The sequence below is a fragment of the Pseudomonas pergaminensis genome (genome assembly GCF_024112395.2).
GTDB lineage: Bacteria > Pseudomonadota > Gammaproteobacteria > Pseudomonadales > Pseudomonadaceae > Aquipseudomonas > Aquipseudomonas pergaminensis.
The window spans coordinates 4968404-4983684 of sequence record NZ_CP078013.2 but is presented as its reverse complement, the minus strand read 5'-3'; the positions used below and the strand labels follow the sequence as shown (position 1 = coordinate 4983684).

13 protein-coding genes are annotated in these 15281 nt (G+C 61.3%); 8 read left to right on the top strand and 5 right to left on the bottom strand.

The window, feature by feature from the left end; translation table 11 throughout:
• Nucleotides 1-177: 177 nt before the first annotated feature.
• Both KUA23_RS22535 and KUA23_RS22530 read right to left on the bottom strand, forming a co-directional pair.
• A complete protein-coding gene (locus KUA23_RS22535) occupies nucleotides 178-753 on the bottom strand; it encodes an ANTAR domain-containing response regulator (protein WP_015885342.1) in 576 nt (191 codons plus the stop codon).
• Between the two features lie 13 nt (nucleotides 754-766).
• Nucleotides 767-1993, bottom strand: a complete 1227-nt coding sequence (locus KUA23_RS22530; RefSeq protein ID WP_252992870.1) for a CmpA/NrtA family ABC transporter substrate-binding protein — start codon at nucleotides 1991-1993, stop codon at nucleotides 767-769.
• Nucleotides 1994-2266: 273 nt separating this feature from the next.
• Here KUA23_RS22530 and sctC point away from each other — a divergent pair, with 273 nt between their 5' ends.
• The 5 genes from sctC (at nucleotide 2267) to KUA23_RS22505 (ending at nucleotide 6090) form a co-directional block, all read left to right on the top strand.
• Complete coding sequence (sctC, locus tag KUA23_RS22525) at nucleotides 2267-3694, top strand: type III secretion system outer membrane ring subunit SctC (protein ID WP_252994307.1); 1428 nt, start codon at nucleotides 2267-2269, stop codon at nucleotides 3692-3694.
• Between the two features lie 15 nt (nucleotides 3695-3709).
• On the top strand, nucleotides 3710-3934 hold the full coding sequence (locus KUA23_RS22520) for a FliM/FliN family flagellar motor switch protein (RefSeq protein ID WP_099493606.1): 225 nt from the start codon (nucleotides 3710-3712) through the stop codon (nucleotides 3932-3934).
• A 155-nt stretch (nucleotides 3935-4089) separates the two neighbouring features.
• Complete coding sequence (locus tag KUA23_RS22515; RefSeq protein WP_252992869.1) at nucleotides 4090-4524, top strand: winged helix-turn-helix domain-containing protein; 435 nt, start codon at nucleotides 4090-4092, stop codon at nucleotides 4522-4524.
• Nucleotides 4517-4978, top strand: coding sequence for a transglycosylase SLT domain-containing protein (locus tag KUA23_RS22510; RefSeq protein WP_100492335.1), 462 nt, complete (start codon nucleotides 4517-4519; stop codon nucleotides 4976-4978). Before KUA23_RS22515 ends, KUA23_RS22510 begins: the two co-directional genes overlap by 8 nt.
• Nucleotides 4979-5064: 86 nt before the next feature.
• Nucleotides 5065-6090 (top strand): quinone-dependent dihydroorotate dehydrogenase, encoded by a 1026-nt coding sequence (locus tag KUA23_RS22505; protein ID WP_099493604.1) that lies wholly within the window; start codon nucleotides 5065-5067, stop codon nucleotides 6088-6090.
• A 180-nt stretch (nucleotides 6091-6270) separates the two neighbouring features.
• Here KUA23_RS22505 and rmf read toward each other — a convergent pair whose 3' ends face one another.
• The gene (gene rmf, locus KUA23_RS22500) at nucleotides 6271-6486 is read right to left on the bottom strand and encodes a ribosome modulation factor (protein WP_002553055.1); all 216 of its coding nucleotides are present in this window, start codon (nucleotides 6484-6486) and stop codon (nucleotides 6271-6273) included.
• A 532-nt stretch (nucleotides 6487-7018) separates the two neighbouring features.
• On the opposite strand from rmf, the gene rlmKL reads away from it, so the two are divergent.
• Together rlmKL and KUA23_RS22490 are read left to right on the top strand one after the other, a co-directional pair.
• A complete protein-coding gene (rlmKL, locus tag KUA23_RS22495; protein ID WP_252992868.1) occupies nucleotides 7019-9283 on the top strand; it encodes a bifunctional 23S rRNA (guanine(2069)-N(7))-methyltransferase RlmK/23S rRNA (guanine(2445)-N(2))-methyltransferase RlmL in 2265 nt (754 codons plus the stop codon).
• Nucleotides 9284-9425: 142 nt separating this feature from the next.
• Complete coding sequence (locus KUA23_RS22490; protein ID WP_214497306.1) at nucleotides 9426-11825, top strand: sensor domain-containing diguanylate cyclase; 2400 nt, start codon at nucleotides 9426-9428, stop codon at nucleotides 11823-11825.
• Nucleotides 11826-11926: 101 nt separating this feature from the next.
• On the opposite strand, the gene dacB is transcribed toward KUA23_RS22490, so the two are convergent.
• Entirely contained in the window at nucleotides 11927-13387 is a 1461-nt protein-coding gene (gene dacB, locus KUA23_RS22485) for a D-alanyl-D-alanine carboxypeptidase/D-alanyl-D-alanine endopeptidase (RefSeq protein WP_099493602.1), read from the bottom strand.
• 238 nt (nucleotides 13388-13625) lie between these two features.
• On the opposite strand from dacB, the gene KUA23_RS22480 reads away from it, so the two are divergent.
• Entirely contained in the window at nucleotides 13626-13970 is a 345-nt protein-coding gene (locus KUA23_RS22480) for a YggL family protein (RefSeq protein WP_010208515.1), read from the top strand.
• Between the two features lie 37 nt (nucleotides 13971-14007).
• Here KUA23_RS22480 and KUA23_RS22475 read toward each other — a convergent pair whose 3' ends face one another.
• Nucleotides 14008-15198, bottom strand: a complete 1191-nt coding sequence (locus KUA23_RS22475; RefSeq protein WP_099493601.1) for a benzoate/H(+) symporter BenE family transporter — start codon at nucleotides 15196-15198, stop codon at nucleotides 14008-14010.
• Nucleotides 15199-15281 lie beyond the last annotated feature (83 nt).

Genomic DNA, 15281 nt, shown 5'->3' with positions numbered 1-15281 from the left:
AGGCCTGGTGATGGAACAGCCGGCGAAGGCCGCCCCACCGGCCCCGTCTCCGGGGCCAAAACGAAAAAACGCCGCCACCGGGTTCGCGAGGGCAAACCGGGTGTGCGACGTCTTTGTCGTGGAGGGGCAACCGCCGTTGGCTACCTGTGATGAATCCTTAGCAAGAGCTGCGCCAAATCAGCCCAGCAACTCACTCATGGCGATGATCTGCTCCGCCACCTGGATCAGCTTCTGCTGACGGCTCATGGCTTGGCGGCGCATCAGGGTGTAGGCCTCTTCCTCGTTACAGTCCTTCATTTTCATCAACATGCCCTTGGCCAGCTCGATACGCTTGCGCTCGGCCAGTTGCTGGTCCCGCGCCTGGAGCTGGGCACGCAAGGCCTGGTCGCTTTCGAAGCGGGCCATGGCCACGTCGAGGATCGGCTGCAGTCGCTGGGCCTGGATGCCTTCGACAATGTAGGCGCTGACGCCAGACTTGATCGCCTGGCGCATCACGTTCGGGTCATGTTCGTCGGTAAACATCACGATGGGGCGGGGTTGGTCGCGGCTGACCAGGACTACTTGCTCCATCACGTCGCGGCCCGGTGACTCGGTATCGATCAGGATGACGTCCGGGCGCACCGTTTCGACGCGCGCGGGCAGGTCGATGGTCAGGCCGGACTCATCGATCACTTCAAAACCGGCCTCGATCAGCGCCGCCCTGAGACGGCCGACCTTGCGCGGGGTGTCGTTGATCAACAGGATTCGCAGCATCGGGAGCCTCCTGTCAGCGCAAGGCATGGCGGTTGGATGGGGCAGCCAGGGCATGCAGGCGGAAGCTGCGCGCGTAGCTGGCGGGGTCGGAGCCGTCCCAGACCTTGCCGTCGATCAGCTGACTGCTGCGCATGTCCTGGCCATTGTCGGTAATACCCAGCACCTCGGCCGCTTGGCGGTAAAGCGCCAGTTGCTGCACCTGGCGGGCCACGCCCAGGTAGTCGGGGTCCTCGCGCAGCAGGCCCCAGCGCCGGAACTGGGTCATGAACCACATGCCGTCGGAGAGGTAAGGCAGGTTCACCTCACCATCGGCAAAAAAGCGCAGGGCGTGGGGATCCTGCCACTGGTTGCCCAGGCCATCGTCATAGACCCCCAGCAGGCGCGGCTCGATGCAGTCGAGTGGGGCGTCGAGGTACTCGCGGCCACTGAGCAATTGCGCGGTGGAGCGGCGGTTTTCGCTGCTTTCTTCGATAAACCGGCTGGCCTCCAGAATCGCCATCACCAGCACGCGCGCCGTGTTGGGGTACTGGTCGACAAATGCCTGGGTGCAGCCGAGCACCTTTTCCGGATGGTCGGGCCAGATCGCTTGGGTTGTCGCCAGGGTGAAGCCCTGGTTCTGCTTCACCGCGCTGGCGCACCAGGGTTCGCCGACACAGAAGCCATCGATACGCCCGGCTTGCAGGTGCGCAACCATTTGCGGCGGCGGGACCACCACGCTGTCCACATCCTGCAACGGATGGATGCCTTGGCTCGCCAGCCAGTAATACAGCCACATCGCATGGGTGCCGGTGGGAAAGGTCTGGGCGAAGGTCAGTTTTGTTCGGCTTTGGTGCACGTGGCGGTCGAGCGCCTCAGGAGTGATCACGCCTTGTTGCTGCAAGCCATGGGACAGGTTGATGCTCTGGCCGTTTTGGTTGAGCCCCATCAGCACGGCCATGTCGGTGGGCGCAACGCCGCCGATGCCCAGGTGCACTGCATAAATCAGCCCGTACAGGCTGTGGGCGGCGTCCAGTTCGCCGCTGACCAGTTTGTCGCGCAGGTTGGCCCAGGACGATTGGCGCTTGAGGTTCAGGGTCAGTCCGTAGGGTTGGGCGAAGCCCTGGGTGGCCGCCACCACCATCGAGGCGCAGTCGCTCAAGGCCATGAAACCCAGGTCAAGGCTGCTCTTTTCCGGCGCATCGCTGCCGTTGACCCAGGCCAGCGGGTCGTTCATTGGGCTGTTGCCTGCCGAATCGTTCATCAACACCTACCTTTTCACTCAAAAAAAAGCGTCGTTCCCTCAGATGGCGATGCAAGCCAGTGCGGGTAACGACGCCTTTGTCCGTAAGCACGCTCCGCCGTTGGCGCGGGCTCTGATACCGAGTTCATAGCAAGGCACATGCCACGGGCGGCGCGGCCGGGCAGCCGTCAACTTTCCATCAAGATTGAAACCGGGCGGCCTTTCAGTATGGCGACACTTTCAATGCCAGACCGCCCAGGAAACCCCACGGTGTATGCCGACGTACCTGCAACGATGCCCCGCCGCCGGTTTTGCCGGTGGTTATGGTTCGCCGCGCTATTTTCCGCGCTGCTGTCGACAGGTGCGCTTGCCTCGGGCAAGCCCTATCCCGCACAGGACGAAAGCCTGCATACCGTATTTACCGCGCTCTCGGAGCCACTGGGCTTGCCCATCGTTGTCAGCCAGGCGGTGGCCCGTAAACGCCTTAGCGCCACGCTGGATTTTGCTGCACCGCAACAGGCCCTGGAGCATCTTGCGCGGCAACAGGGGCTGATCTGGTACGGCGACGGGCAAGCGCTCTATGTCTATGACGCTGACGAGGCAAAGAGCTCGGCGGTGACCTTGCGGCATATATCCGTCGATCGACTGCGCAGCCTCATGCGCCGCTCGGGCATCGATGAGTCTCGCCATCCCTTGCGCGAAAGTGGGGGGCGAACATTTTATGTGTCGGGGCCACCCAATTATGTCGACCAGGTACTGCGCCTGGCCCAATTGATGGACCGGCAAAGAGCCGACCTGCGGGTGGGCAAGCAGGCCTTTGCCGTCATGCAAGTGTTCAACACCGATGTAGCTGACCGCGAGTACGGCACGCGCGACAAACCGGTCACCGTACCGGGGATGGCGTCGATGGTTGAGACCCTGCTGGCCAGCGAGCACAAGGGCATGTTGGCCGACAAGCGTGTGGGCGTGATCGCCTACGCGGACAGCAACAGCCTGCTGATCAAGGGCACGTCGGCGCAGGTGAGTTTCATCCAGAAACTGGTAGCGGAACTCGACATACCCAAGCGTCCCATCGAAGTCTCGCTGTGGCTAGTGGATGTGGAGCGCGCTGAACTGAAGAAGCTGGGCCTGGAAGGGGAAGGGGAAACCAACGCGTCGTCCACGCGAGTCCTGGCCCCACTGGAGGATAGCCAACTGATGGCCAAGATCGGCGCATTGGAGCGTCGACGGCGAGCGAAGGTGGCGACGTTGCCGGTAATTCTTACTCAAGAGAATGTGCCTGCGGTGTTTCAGGACAACCACACGTTCTATCTGCCCACTCCTGGCAGTGACCGGACTGATTGGAAACCTGTGCGCTATGGCACCGAGGTCAGCGTATTACCGCGATTTGTCGAGGCTAACCAGATCGAGATGCGCCTTGAGGTTGAAGAGGGGCGCCAGGTGAGTGAGGCGGGGCGACGGGAAAAAAACACGGCGGTGGGGCAGATGAACGTCAACAGTGTGGTGCGCTTACCCCAGGGCAGACGGCTATGGCTGGGCGCCTTTCATCGAGAGCGGACGGGGGGCTCGACGCAGGTGCGGCTGTTCGTGATCCAGGCAAAGGCGGTGGGCAGTGAGTTGAATCAGGCGTTCGGGGGCGTAGGGCCACCGCCGTTGACGGCTACGCAATACGAGCGTGTCCGGCGTGCATTTGTTCGGCAGGAGCGCGATGTCTCACAGTGAACAAGGTTTTAACCCATGCATCTGGAAATACTTCTACAGGAACAACTGATCAGCCGCAGGCGCCTGGCGGCCTTTGCCCCAGGGAAGGTCTTACCGTTGGCGCCGCAGGTCATTCACTGCGTGGAGGTTCGGGTTAATGGGCACTTGATGGCCTTGGGCGAGTTGGTGCAATTGGAGGACCGGCTAGGGGTTGAGTTGCATGAGGTGTATGAGGCCTGGCTGCCAGGCGAGGGTGGGTAGTGAAGCGTCCTACATGTGCGTGTCCAAAACCGGTGGAGGTATGGGCTTTTTCCTAGGGTGAGTCGTGAGGCAGGTTCTTATAGTCGTGGCATGGATACCTGAGCCAGTAATGAAAATGAGGACTTCAATGTCAGTAGTCGGATGCCGAGGTAATAATGGCTAGGGTGAGTGAGGGAGGGACGACGACTCCCCTGTTTTTTGCGTGCTGGGCCCTGCATGGCGATGGTCGGCTGACGGGGGCGGGGACTGACGTTCAGCTACCGCCCAAAGAGTGGCAGGTGTTGCGGCTGCTGTTGGTGTCTGGCGGCGTGTTGATGACCAAGGATCGGCTGCTGGAGCAGGCCTGGCCCCAGGGGGAAGTTGCCGAGGAGTCGCTGACTCGCTGTATTTACTCGCTGCGCAAGTACCTGGGAGCCGACAAGGGGTTTATCAAGACGATCTACGGTCGAGGCTACCGCTTTACCTGCCCGGTGCGAAGCGAGGGCCAGGCGCTGGATCGTATGGAACATGTGTGCTCGTCCTGCGGCCAGGTCAGCCACGGCTCGGTGAAACAGGGCTTGGTGAAGCATGGCTTGGTGAAGCATGGCTAGGTTCTGGAGCAAGGCCCTGGTGTTGAGCGTGGCGATGGCCAGCAATCACGTCATGGCATTTTGCTGGGAGCAGGCTGCCAGCCAACACAATATCGAGCCCGAGTTGCTGCAAGCGATCGCCGCCGTGGAATCGGGCTTCCGTGCGCAGGCGATGAATCACACCAACCGCAATGGCACCCGAGATATCGGCCTGATGCAGATCAACAGCATCCACTTGCCGCGCTTGCTCAAGCAAGGCATAACCGAGGATCGGTTGCTCAATGAGCCCTGCCTGTCGGTTGAGGTGGGCGCGTCGATTCTCGCCGAATTCATCCAGCGCTTTGGCTACAACTGGACGGCGGTGGGTGCCTACAACGCAGGCCCGGGTTCCGGTCCAGAGCGTGAGGCGTTGCGCAGGCAGTATGCCGAGAAAATCTGGGCGTATTACGAGCAGTTGGTAGCGCATCGCTACTGATGATTGAGGTTCACGCCTCGCGCGCTACCCGTGACCCCGGCTATAATCGCCGCCACCTTTCGCCGCCATCCGAGTCTAGCCCGCCCATGTATACCCTGGCCCGCCAGCTGTTGTTCAAACTCTCCCCGGAAACCTCCCACGATCTGTCCCTGGACCTGATCGGTGCCGGTGGCCGCCTGGGGCTCAATGGCCTGGTATGCAAGGCACCGGCAAAAATGCCGGTCTCGGTGATGGGGCTCGATTTCCCCAACCCGGTCGGGCTGGCGGCGGGCCTCGATAAGAACGGCGCGGCCATCGATGGTTTCGCACAGTTGGGTTTCGGCTTTGTCGAAATTGGCACCGTGACCCCACGGCCACAGCCAGGCAACCCCAAGCCGCGTATTTTTCGCCTGCCAGAAGCCGAGGCGATCATTAATCGCATGGGCTTCAACAACCTGGGCGTCGATCACTTGCTGTCGCGGGTTCAAGCCGCGAAGTACAAGGGCATCCTGGGTATCAACATCGGCAAGAACTTCGACACGCCAGTTGAGCGTGCGGTGGATGACTACCTGATCTGCCTGGACAAGGTCTACGCCCACGCCAGCTATGTCACGGTCAACGTCAGCTCGCCCAACACCCCGGGCCTGCGCAGCCTCCAGTTTGGCGACTCCCTCAAGCAACTGCTCGAAGCCCTGCGCCAGCGCCAGGAAGACCTGGCCGTGCGTCATGGCAAGCGCGTGCCGTTGGCGATCAAGATTGCCCCGGACATGAGCGACGAAGAAACCGTGCTGGTGGCCCAGGCCCTGGTGGATTCGGGTATGGACGCGGTGATCGCAACCAACACTACCCTCAGCCGCGCAGGCGTCGAAGGCTTGTCCCATGGCGACGAAGCAGGCGGCCTGTCGGGTGCGCCGGTGCGCGACAAGAGTACCCACATCGTCAAGGTGCTGGCTGCCGAACTGGCCGGGCGTTTGCCGATCATCGCGGTGGGTGGTATCACCGAAGGCAAGCATGCCGCCGAGAAGATTGCTGCGGGTGCCAGCCTGGTGCAGTTGTACTCCGGCTTCATCTACAAGGGGCCGGCGCTGATTCGCCAGTCGGTGGATGCAATCGCCGCACTGCCGAAACGGTAGGCGCTGGCGTGCCGGTGATGGCGTCCGAAAGATCAATCGCCATTGCGAAGGCGCCATCGCCCAGGCAATAAAAAGGGCTCCTCAAAAGGAGCCCCCTGGGCCGAAGCCCGCCGCCCGGATGGGGCGTGCATGGTAAGTCGTTACAAATTCAAAGGTGGTGTCGGAATTAAAAGCCCTTGATTAGCCGACGGCGTGAAGTTCGTTGAGTCTGTGGATGCCCGCAGTGCCAGTCATACCGTCCCAGTTGTCGCCGCGTCCTTCTCGCCAGCCGTTGATCCAGGCTTGGCGTACCGACGGTAGAGTAAATGGGCAAAGCTCACGGGATTTGCCATGAACGCCATATTGATATCCGCGTAAAAATGCTCTTTCCAACGGATCACGCTTAAGTCTTCTCATAGGGTGTTTCCCTCACTTGTTGACTGTCTTGATATCCTTCGGCCTCGTCCGAGGCCGGGCAGAGTTTTTCTGCCGTTGGTGGGCTCGCTGCCGGCGTGGCGAGCCAATGTGTCGGCGTCGTTACGGCGCCAACCTGTGTTGAGTTCTAACCAATAGGTCACATGGATTCAATGATCGTTTTGTCATAAGCACGTAACGATAACGATGCTATAGCCATAAGCTGGGATGGCTTTTAGCCCCATTTATTGGGCAAAGCCAGCTATGATGCACCCTGTAAAGAGGATGGGTTTAATCCTTTAGTGAGAATGTCCGCCCGTTGCAGTCGGTTATTATTCGACGAAGGGTCGAGATATTTCTTTTTGTTGCTGCAAATTCTTTATCTGCCCCGTCAATCAAGGCCCACGGGCTCATTAGACGGGGTGGGACGGCACATTCGTGCCACGCGAGCACTCTTCAAGAAAAGTGCTTGATTGAAAACCGAACCGGCGATGCGTCGCTCGTTCATTTATTGCTGAAAAGCCTGGAATGCCCCATGTCGGACCGTTTTGAACTCTTCCTCACCTGCCCCAAGGGCCTCGAAGGCCTGCTGATCGAGGAAGCCGTCGGGCTTGGCCTTGAGGAAGCCCGCGAGCACACCTCGGCCGTGCGCGGCATGGCCGACATGGAAACCGCCTACCGCCTGTGCCTCTGGTCGCGCCTGGCCAACCGCGTGCTGTTGGTACTCAAGCGTTTCCCGATGAAGGACGCCGAAGACCTCTACCACGGCGTATTGGATATCGAGTGGGCAGACCACATGGTGCCCGACGGCAGCCTGGCCGTTGAGTTCAGCGGCCACGGCTCGGGCATCGACAACACCCACTTCGGCGCGCTGAAGGTCAAGGACGCAATCGTCGACAAACTGCGCACCCCGACCGGCGAACGCCCATCCATCGACAAGATCAACCCGGACCTGCGCATTCACCTGCGCCTGGACCGTGGCGAAGCCATCCTGTCCCTCGACCTGTCCGGCCACAGCCTGCACCAGCGCGGTTATCGCCTGCAGCAGGGCGCGGCACCGTTGAAGGAAAACCTGGCGGCCGCGATCCTGATCCGTTCCGGTTGGCCACGTATCGCCGCTGAGGGCGGTGCGCTGAGCGACCCGATGTGCGGTGTGGGCACCTTCCTGGTCGAAGGCGCGATGATCGCCGCCGACATGGCGCCGAACCTGAATCGCGAACTGTGGGGTTTTACCACCTGGCTCGGTCACGTCCCGGCGCTGTGGAAGAAACTGCACGCCGAGGCTGCTGAACGTGCCGCCATTGGCATGAACAAGCCGCCGCTGTGGATCCGTGGCTACGAAGCTGACCCACGCCTGATCCAACCCGCGCGCAACAACATCGAACGTGCCGGCCTGAGCCACTGGATCAAGGTGTATCAGGGCGAAGTCGGCACCTTCGAGCCGCGTCCGGACCAGAACCAGAAAGGCCTGGTCATCTGCAACCCGCCGTACGGCGAGCGCCTGGGTGACGAAGCCAGCCTGTTGTACCTCTACCAGAACCTCGGCGAGCGTCTGCGCCAGGCGTGCATGGGCTGGGAGGCGGCGGTGTTTACCGGCGCGCCGGACCTGGGCAAGCGCATGGGCATCCGCAGCCACAAGCAGTATTCGTTCTGGAACGGCGCGTTGCCGTGCAAGTTGCTGCTGATCAAGGTCAACCCGGATCAGTTCGTCACCGGCGAGCGTCGTACCCCCGAACGGCGCCAGGCCGAGCGTGAGCAAGCCGCTTACGATCAAGCCCCGGCCGAGCCGCAAGAGCGCCAGTACAACAAGAACGGCAACCCGATCAAACCCGCCCCGGCCCCTGTGGTCGAGCAGGCGCGCTTGAGCGAAGGCGGGCAGATGTTTGCCAACCGCCTGCAGAAGAACCTCAAGCTGCTGGGCAAGTGGGCCAAGCGCGAAGGCGTGGATTGCTACCGCGTGTACGATGCCGACATGCCGGAATACTCCATGGCCATCGACCTGTACCACGACTGGGTCCACGTGCAGGAGTACGCTGCGCCGAAGTCCATCGACCCGGAAAAAGCCTCCGCGCGCATGTTCGATGCGCTGGCCGCCATTCCACAGGCGCTGAACATCGACAAGAGCCGCGTGGTGGTCAAGCGTCGCGAGCGTCAGAGCGGCACCAAGCAATACGAGCGCCAGAGCGCCCAGGGCAAGTTCACCGAAGTCAGCGAAGGCGGCGTGAAGCTGCTGGTCAACCTCACCGACTACCTGGACACCGGCCTGTTCCTCGACCACCGCCCAATGCGCATGCGCATCCAGAAGGAAGCCGCCGGCAAGCGCTTCCTCAACCTGTATTGCTACACCGCCACCGCCAGTGTGCACGCGGCCAAGGGCGGTGCGCGCAGCACCACCAGTGTCGACCTGTCCAAGACTTACCTGGACTGGGCGCGTCGCAACTTCTCCCTCAACGGTTTCTCTGACAAGAACCGTCTGGAGCAGGGTGATGTGATGGCGTGGCTGGAGGCCAGCCGCGGTGAGTTCGACCTGATCTTCATTGACCCGCCGACCTTCTCCAACTCCAAGCGCATGGAAGGCATCTTCGACGTGCAGCGCGACCACGTGCAGTTGCTCGACCTGGCCATGGCGCGCCTGGCGCCGGGCGGCGTGTTGTACTTCTCGAACAACTTCCGCAAGTTCGCGCTGGAGGACAACCTCAGCGAGCGCTATGTGGTCGAGGAAATCAGCGACAAGACCATCGACCCGGATTTCGCGCGTAATGCGAAGATCCACCGGGCGTGGAAAATCACCGCGCGCTGATCGCTGCTACTAAAAGAGCCGCAAGCCTGGATTATTCCGGGCTTGCGGCTTTTTTGCGCTGGTCAAATTCAAGGCCCGTGGCTATAACTTAAGGCCTAGCCAAAGTGACACCCCCCGCACGCTGGCGTTGTGAGTGTTGCCTATGCCGTTGCAAGCTGTTCGCCCGAAAATCCTAGGCTTTATCAGTGAGCAGGCGTCGGCTTGGCTGGTGGCATTGGTGGTGTTACTGGCAGGTTTTGCCTTGACGGCAATCGTTGCATGGGCAGCCTCCGACCTCTATCAGCAACAGGTGCGCCAACGCTTCCAGTTGTTGGTCAACGAGCGTTATACCCGCCTGCAGGAACGCTTCGAAGACCAGGAGCAGCGCCTGAACAGCTTGCGGCGTTTCTTCGTCAATTCCGATGAGGTGTCCCGCGAGGAGTTCGACGGCTTTGCCCAGCCCTTGTTGTTGCGCGCCCGCGCTTATTCCTGGGCGCCACGGGTGTACCGCGAGCAGCGCAGCCAGTTTGAACAAGCGGTGGCCGAACAGCGCGGCACTCCCTTTGTTATCCGTGAGCTGAATTCGGCCGGCGAGTTGGCCCCAGCGCCCGAGCGCGATGAATACGTGCCGGTGCTGTACAGCCAGACCCAGAGCCTGCTGGGCGCACCGCTGGGCTTCGATCTGTTGGCCCAGCCGCTGCGGCGTTCAGCGCTTGAGCGCGCGCAGAGCACCGGTAAGTTCGCGGTCTCCCAGCCGATGCAATTGGTCGGGGTAGAGCCGGCCTATGCCACCGGGGTGCTATTGGTCGCGCCGGTGAGCCATCAGCCCACTTCCGAGCAGTCCCAGAATGAGCCCTATGGTTATGTGATGGCGGTGATCAGCATGCGCCAGTTGGTGGCCGATGGTTTGCCCAAGCCGGACCGGGACAACCTGGTGATGCAGATTGTCGACACCTCTGACCTGCAGAATCGCGTGCTTTTCGAATCCAGCAACGAGGTGGGCAGCAGTGACCTTGTCGGCGCGCGCCGCCTCACGTTGGGTGACCGTGTGTATGCGCTGAAATTGCGCCCAAGCCAGGTGTTCGACCAGGCCAACCACTCTTCGCTGTCCACGGTCCTGACCATGGGTGGCCTGCTCAGCCTGTTGCTCAGCGCCTTGCTCTATGTGCTCGTGAGCCAGCGCCAACGTGCGTTGAAACTGGTTGAGCAGCGCACGGCGCAATTGCGTCTGCGCGAGCAGGAATTGCGCGGTGCTCATGGCCAATTGCGCAGCGTGCTGAATGCCGCGACCCAGGTCGCGATCATCGCCACCGACCTGCGCGGTGTCATCAACACCTTCAACGCCGGTGCCGAGCAGATGCTGGGTTTCAGGGCCGAGCAGGTAGTGGGCACCCACACCCTGGAAAGCCTGCACCTGGCGCCGGAACTGGAAGCCCGCTCCGCCAGCCTGAGCGTGGCCTTGGGCAAGCGCATCCCGGCGAGCCAGGCCATGCTGGTTGAAAGCCCTGACACCCTGCACGAAGCCCGTGAGTGGACCCTGGTTCGCGAGGACGGCAGCCAACTGACCGTGAACATGCTGGCCACGGTGTTGCTGGACGACCATGGACTGTGGATCGGCCACCTTGCGATCTACCTGGACGTCACCGAACAAAAGCGTGCCTACGAGGCCCTGGCAGCCCGGGACCGCCTGCTCAAGAAACTCAGCGCCCACGTGCCCGGAGGGATCTTCCAGTTCACCCTGGAGCCCCGGGACAACTGGAAATTCATCTACGCCAGCGACGGCATGCGCGATATCTATGAAATCGAGCCCGGCGTGCTGCAGCAGGATGCAAAGAAGGTCTTCGAGCGTATCCACCCGCTGGACGCGGAGCGGGTGCGCGCCTCGATTCGCTTGTCGGCGTTGCAGTTGAGCCATTGGCGCGAGGAATACCGCGTGCTGTTGCCACAACGGGGCCTGCGCTGGATTCGTGGCGAGGCGACGCCGGAAGAGTTACCCGCGGGCGGCACGTTGTGGCATGGCTACGTGTCGGATATTTCCGATCTCAAGCGGGTGGAAGAGGAGCTGCGTGCACTCTCGATCACCGATGCCCTGACCGGGATCCACAACCGCCGCTACTTCCAGGATCGTCTCAAGGCCGAGATGGTGCGGCTCAACCGCACCTCGGGGGCTTTGTCGGTGATCATGCTTGATATCGATCACTTCAAGCGTATCAACGACCAGCATGGGCATGCGGTGGGCGATGGGGTGTTGCAGGAGCTCTGCAAACGCATCAGCCAGCGCCTGCGCCGTACCGATGTGTTCTGCCGCCTGGGCGGTGAGGAATTCATGGTGCTGTGCCCCCACACTGATGGCGATCAGGCCTACCGCCTGGCGATGGAATTGTGGGAGTCGCTGCGCAGTGCGCCGATGGAGCCGGTCGGCGTAGTCACCGCCAGCTTTGGCGTGGCCAGTTGGCGCGTAGATGAAGACGTCGACGGGCTGTTGCTGCGCGCTGACTCGGCGGTGTACGTGGCCAAGCAGGCGGGCAGGGACCGAGTGGAGGCCGAAAGACTGCGTGCCTGATCAACCCCGTAGGAGCTGGCTTGCCGGCGATGAGGACCGAATGTTCAGTGGTGCTCTTTCGGACGTCATCGCCGGCAAGCCGGCTCCTACAGGGTACAGATTCAGAGGACGGGAGCGGCCGCCACTGCCTTCGGCTGACGATACAAGTCCAGCAGCACCTGATCCAGCACCGACGAAGCACCCCATGGCTTCGGATCGTTGAGGATTGCCACCACGGCCCAGGTATTGCCGTTGTTGTCGCGGCTGAACCCGGCGATGGCGCGTACGGTGTTCAAGGTGCCGGTCTTGACGTGGGCTTCGCCGCGCATGGCAGTGGTCTTCAGGCGTTTGCGCATGGTGCCGTCGGTGCCGGCGATCGGCATCGAGCTGATGTATTCGGCGGCGTAAGGGCTTTTCCATGCGGCTTGCAGCATGGCCGCCATTTCACGGGCGCTGACGCGTTCGGCACGCGACAGGCCGGAGCCGTTTTCCATCACCAGGTGCGGCGCGGTAATGCCTTTTTTCGCCAGCCACTGGCGCACCACACGTTGCGCCGCCTTGGCATCATCGCCGTCGGCATCGTTGCGGAACTGCGCGCCCAGGCTCAGGAACAGTTGCTGGGCCATGGTGTTGTTACTGTATTTGTTGATGTCGCGGATGATTTCCGCCAGGTCCGGTGAGAACGCCCGGGCCAGCACCTTGGCATCCTTGGGCACGGGTGCCTGGATGTCACGGCCCTGGATGGTACCGCCCAGTTCTTGCCAGATCGCCCGCACGGCGCCGGCGGTGTAGGTGGCGTGATCGAGCAAGGACAGATAAGTCTGCGAGCTGCAGCCATCGGCCAACTGGCCGCTGACCGTCACTGTCACGCTGCCATCGGCGGCGGTCACCGGGTTATAGCGCACATCGCCAGTGCACTGCTTGGCGTTGGACACCTTGACCTGATTGTCGATGCGGATGCTCGCAATCGGCGGCTCGACCGACACCAGCACCCGGCCGGAGTCATTGCGGGTGACGAAACGCAGCGCCTTGAGGTTGACCAGCAGCGCGTCCGGCTTGACCAGGAAGGGCTTGTTCTCGTCGTTGCCATCGTCGTTGAATTCCGGCAACACCGGTTGGTTGAAGAAACTGCGGTCCAGCACCAGGTCGCCGGTGACTTGCTGTACACCGTTGGCGCGCAGGTCGCGCATCAGCAGCCAGAGTTTTTCCATGTTCAGCTTGGGGTCGCCGCCGCCCTTGAGGTACAGGTTGCCGTGCAACACGCCTGCGCTGAGGGTGCCGTCGGTGTAGAACTCGGTTTTCCACTGGTGGTTGGGGCCGAGCATTTCCAGGGCCGCATAGGTGGTGACCAGCTTCATGGTCGAGGCCGGGTTCACTGAGACATCGGCGTTGAAAACGGTCGGTGTACCGGGGCCGTTCAGGGGAATCATCACCAGGGACAGCGCGGTGTTTTGCAGCTTGGCTTTGGCGAGTGCCTGCTGAACATTCGGTGGCAGGGTATTGTTGACGGGGGCAGCGGAGGTGGAAAAGGCCAGCGGAAGGAGAAGACCGGCGAGCAAGACGGAACGCAAAGATTTGATCATAAGAAGTAAAACCCTACTGCTGAGGAGGGTGAAAAAGGCGAGGGGTAAATAAGAAAAATCCCTCAATAGTCATGAAAGTGTCGGCATTATGCCCCAAGGTTGATCCACTTGTAGCTGAACGATAGCTGGTATTGCGCGTTTTTTTTAGCGCCATTGTGCCGCCTGTCCCAGAGAGTCGGGCAATTGCCGCCTTAAACTGCTAAAGTGCCGCCCGTTATTACTTATGAGGATTGTTCCAATGGCGACTAACCGTTCCCAGCGTCTGCGCAAAAAACTGTGCGTTGATGAATTTCAAGAGCTGGGTTTCGAACTGAACCTGGACTTCAAAGAAGGCCTGAGTGAAGAAGCTATCGACGCTTTCCTCGAAGCATTCATCAAAGAAGCCATGGAAGCCAACGGTCTGGGCTATGTCGGCGGCGATGACTACGGTCTGGTTTGCCTGCAGAAGCGCGGCTCGGTCTCCGAAGAGCAGCGTGCTGCTGTTGAAGCCTGGCTGAAAACCCGTTCCGAGCTGACCAAGGCTGAAGTCAGCCCGCTGCTGGACGTGTGGTATCCGGAAAAGCCGATCAACGCGGCTAAGTGATACTGAAAAAAACGGCGACCTGAAGGTCGCCGTTTTTTTATGCCTTGCGCCAATTCAGAATCAGCAGCGTCAACACCCCCGCCACAATTCCCCAGAACGCCGAGCCGATGGAAAACAGCGTCAAGCCAGACGCCGTGACCATAAAGGTGATCAGCGCCGCTTCACGTTCCTTCGGCTCATTCATGGCGATGCTCAGGCCATTGATGATCGAGCCAAACAGTGCCAATGCCGCAATCGACAGCACCAGTTCCTTGGGCAAGGCTGCGAACAACGCCGCCAAGGTCGCACCGAACACCCCGGCAATCCCGTAGAACACTCCGCACCACACGGCGGCGGTGTAGCGTTTGTTCCGGTCTTCATGAGCATGGGGCCCGGTGCAGATGGCCGCGCTGATCGCCGCCAGGTTGATGCCGTGGGAGCCGAAGGGCGACAGCACCAATGAGGCCAGGCCGGTGGCGGTGATCAGCGGCGAGGCGGGTACGTTGTAACCGTCGGCCCTGAGCACGGCGACGCCGGGCATGTTCTGGGATGTCATCGCCACGACGAACAGCGGGATGCCGATGCTGATGGTGGCAGCCAGCGAGAAGTGCGGCGTGGTCCACACCGGCGTCGCCACTTCAAGGTGAAAACCACTGAAGTCCAGCAACCCCATCAAACCGGACAATACGGTGCCGATCACCAATGCCGCCAGCACCGCATAACGCGGCGACAGGCGCTTGATCACCAGATACGTGAAGAACATCCCCAGTACCAGCCCGGTGCGATGCTGCGCGGCGACGAAGATCTCGCTGCCGATCTTGAACAGAATCCCTGCCAGCAAAGCGGCCGCTAGCGAGGCCGGGATGCGCTTGACCAGTTTTTCAAAGCTGCCGGTCAACCCGCAAATTGTCACAAGGACGGCGCAGGTAATGTAGGCACCGATGGCCTCGCCATAACTCACACCGCCCAGGCTGGTGATCAGCAGTGCCGCGCCCGGCGTCGACCAGGCAATGGTGATCGGTGTGCGATAGCGCAGGGACAAGCCGATGCTGCACACCGCCATGCCGATGGAAATCGCCCAGATCCATGAAGAAATCTGCGCCGTGGTCAAACCGGCGGCTTGCCCGGCCTGAAACATCAGGACCAGGGAGCTGGTGTAGCCGGTCATCATCGCGATGAAGCCGGCGACAACGGCCGACGCAGACGTGTCGGCCAGCGGGCGCATTGGCGCTTGGGTGGCGTCGTTCATGGAAGGTGTTCCTTTTACCTGGGTGTTTGCCGTTGTCGGCACGGATTCAAGCCTAAACTTAAACGTAACGACTCATTGCAATA

Excerpts from the sequence above, each read along its gene's own strand:
- KUA23_RS22510 (WP_100492335.1), top strand. The coding sequence starts at position 4,517 with ATGGCTAGGTTCTGGAGCAAGGCCCTGGTGTTGAGCGTGGCGATGGCC.
- KUA23_RS22535 (WP_015885342.1), bottom strand. The coding sequence starts at position 753 with ATGCTGCGAATCCTGTTGATCAACGACACCCCGCGCAAGGTCGGCCGT.
- KUA23_RS22530 (WP_252992870.1), bottom strand. The coding sequence starts at position 1,993 with ATGAACGATTCGGCAGGCAACAGCCCAATGAACGACCCGCTGGCCTGG.
- dacB (WP_099493602.1), bottom strand. The coding sequence starts at position 13,387 with ATGATCAAATCTTTGCGTTCCGTCTTGCTCGCCGGTCTTCTCCTTCCG.
- KUA23_RS22505 (WP_099493604.1), top strand. The coding sequence starts at position 5,065 with ATGTATACCCTGGCCCGCCAGCTGTTGTTCAAACTCTCCCCGGAAACC.
- KUA23_RS22520 (WP_099493606.1), top strand. The coding sequence starts at position 3,710 with ATGCATCTGGAAATACTTCTACAGGAACAACTGATCAGCCGCAGGCGC.
- KUA23_RS22480 (WP_010208515.1), top strand. The coding sequence starts at position 13,626 with ATGGCGACTAACCGTTCCCAGCGTCTGCGCAAAAAACTGTGCGTTGAT.
- KUA23_RS22490 (WP_214497306.1), top strand. The coding sequence starts at position 9,426 with ATGCCGTTGCAAGCTGTTCGCCCGAAAATCCTAGGCTTTATCAGTGAG.
- rmf (WP_002553055.1), bottom strand. The coding sequence starts at position 6,486 with ATGAGAAGACTTAAGCGTGATCCGTTGGAAAGAGCATTTTTACGCGGA.
- rlmKL (WP_252992868.1), top strand. The coding sequence starts at position 7,019 with ATGTCGGACCGTTTTGAACTCTTCCTCACCTGCCCCAAGGGCCTCGAA.
- KUA23_RS22475 (WP_099493601.1), bottom strand. The coding sequence starts at position 15,198 with ATGAACGACGCCACCCAAGCGCCAATGCGCCCGCTGGCCGACACGTCT.
- KUA23_RS22515 (WP_252992869.1), top strand. The coding sequence starts at position 4,090 with ATGGCTAGGGTGAGTGAGGGAGGGACGACGACTCCCCTGTTTTTTGCG.
- sctC (WP_252994307.1), top strand. The coding sequence starts at position 2,267 with ATGCCCCGCCGCCGGTTTTGCCGGTGGTTATGGTTCGCCGCGCTATTT.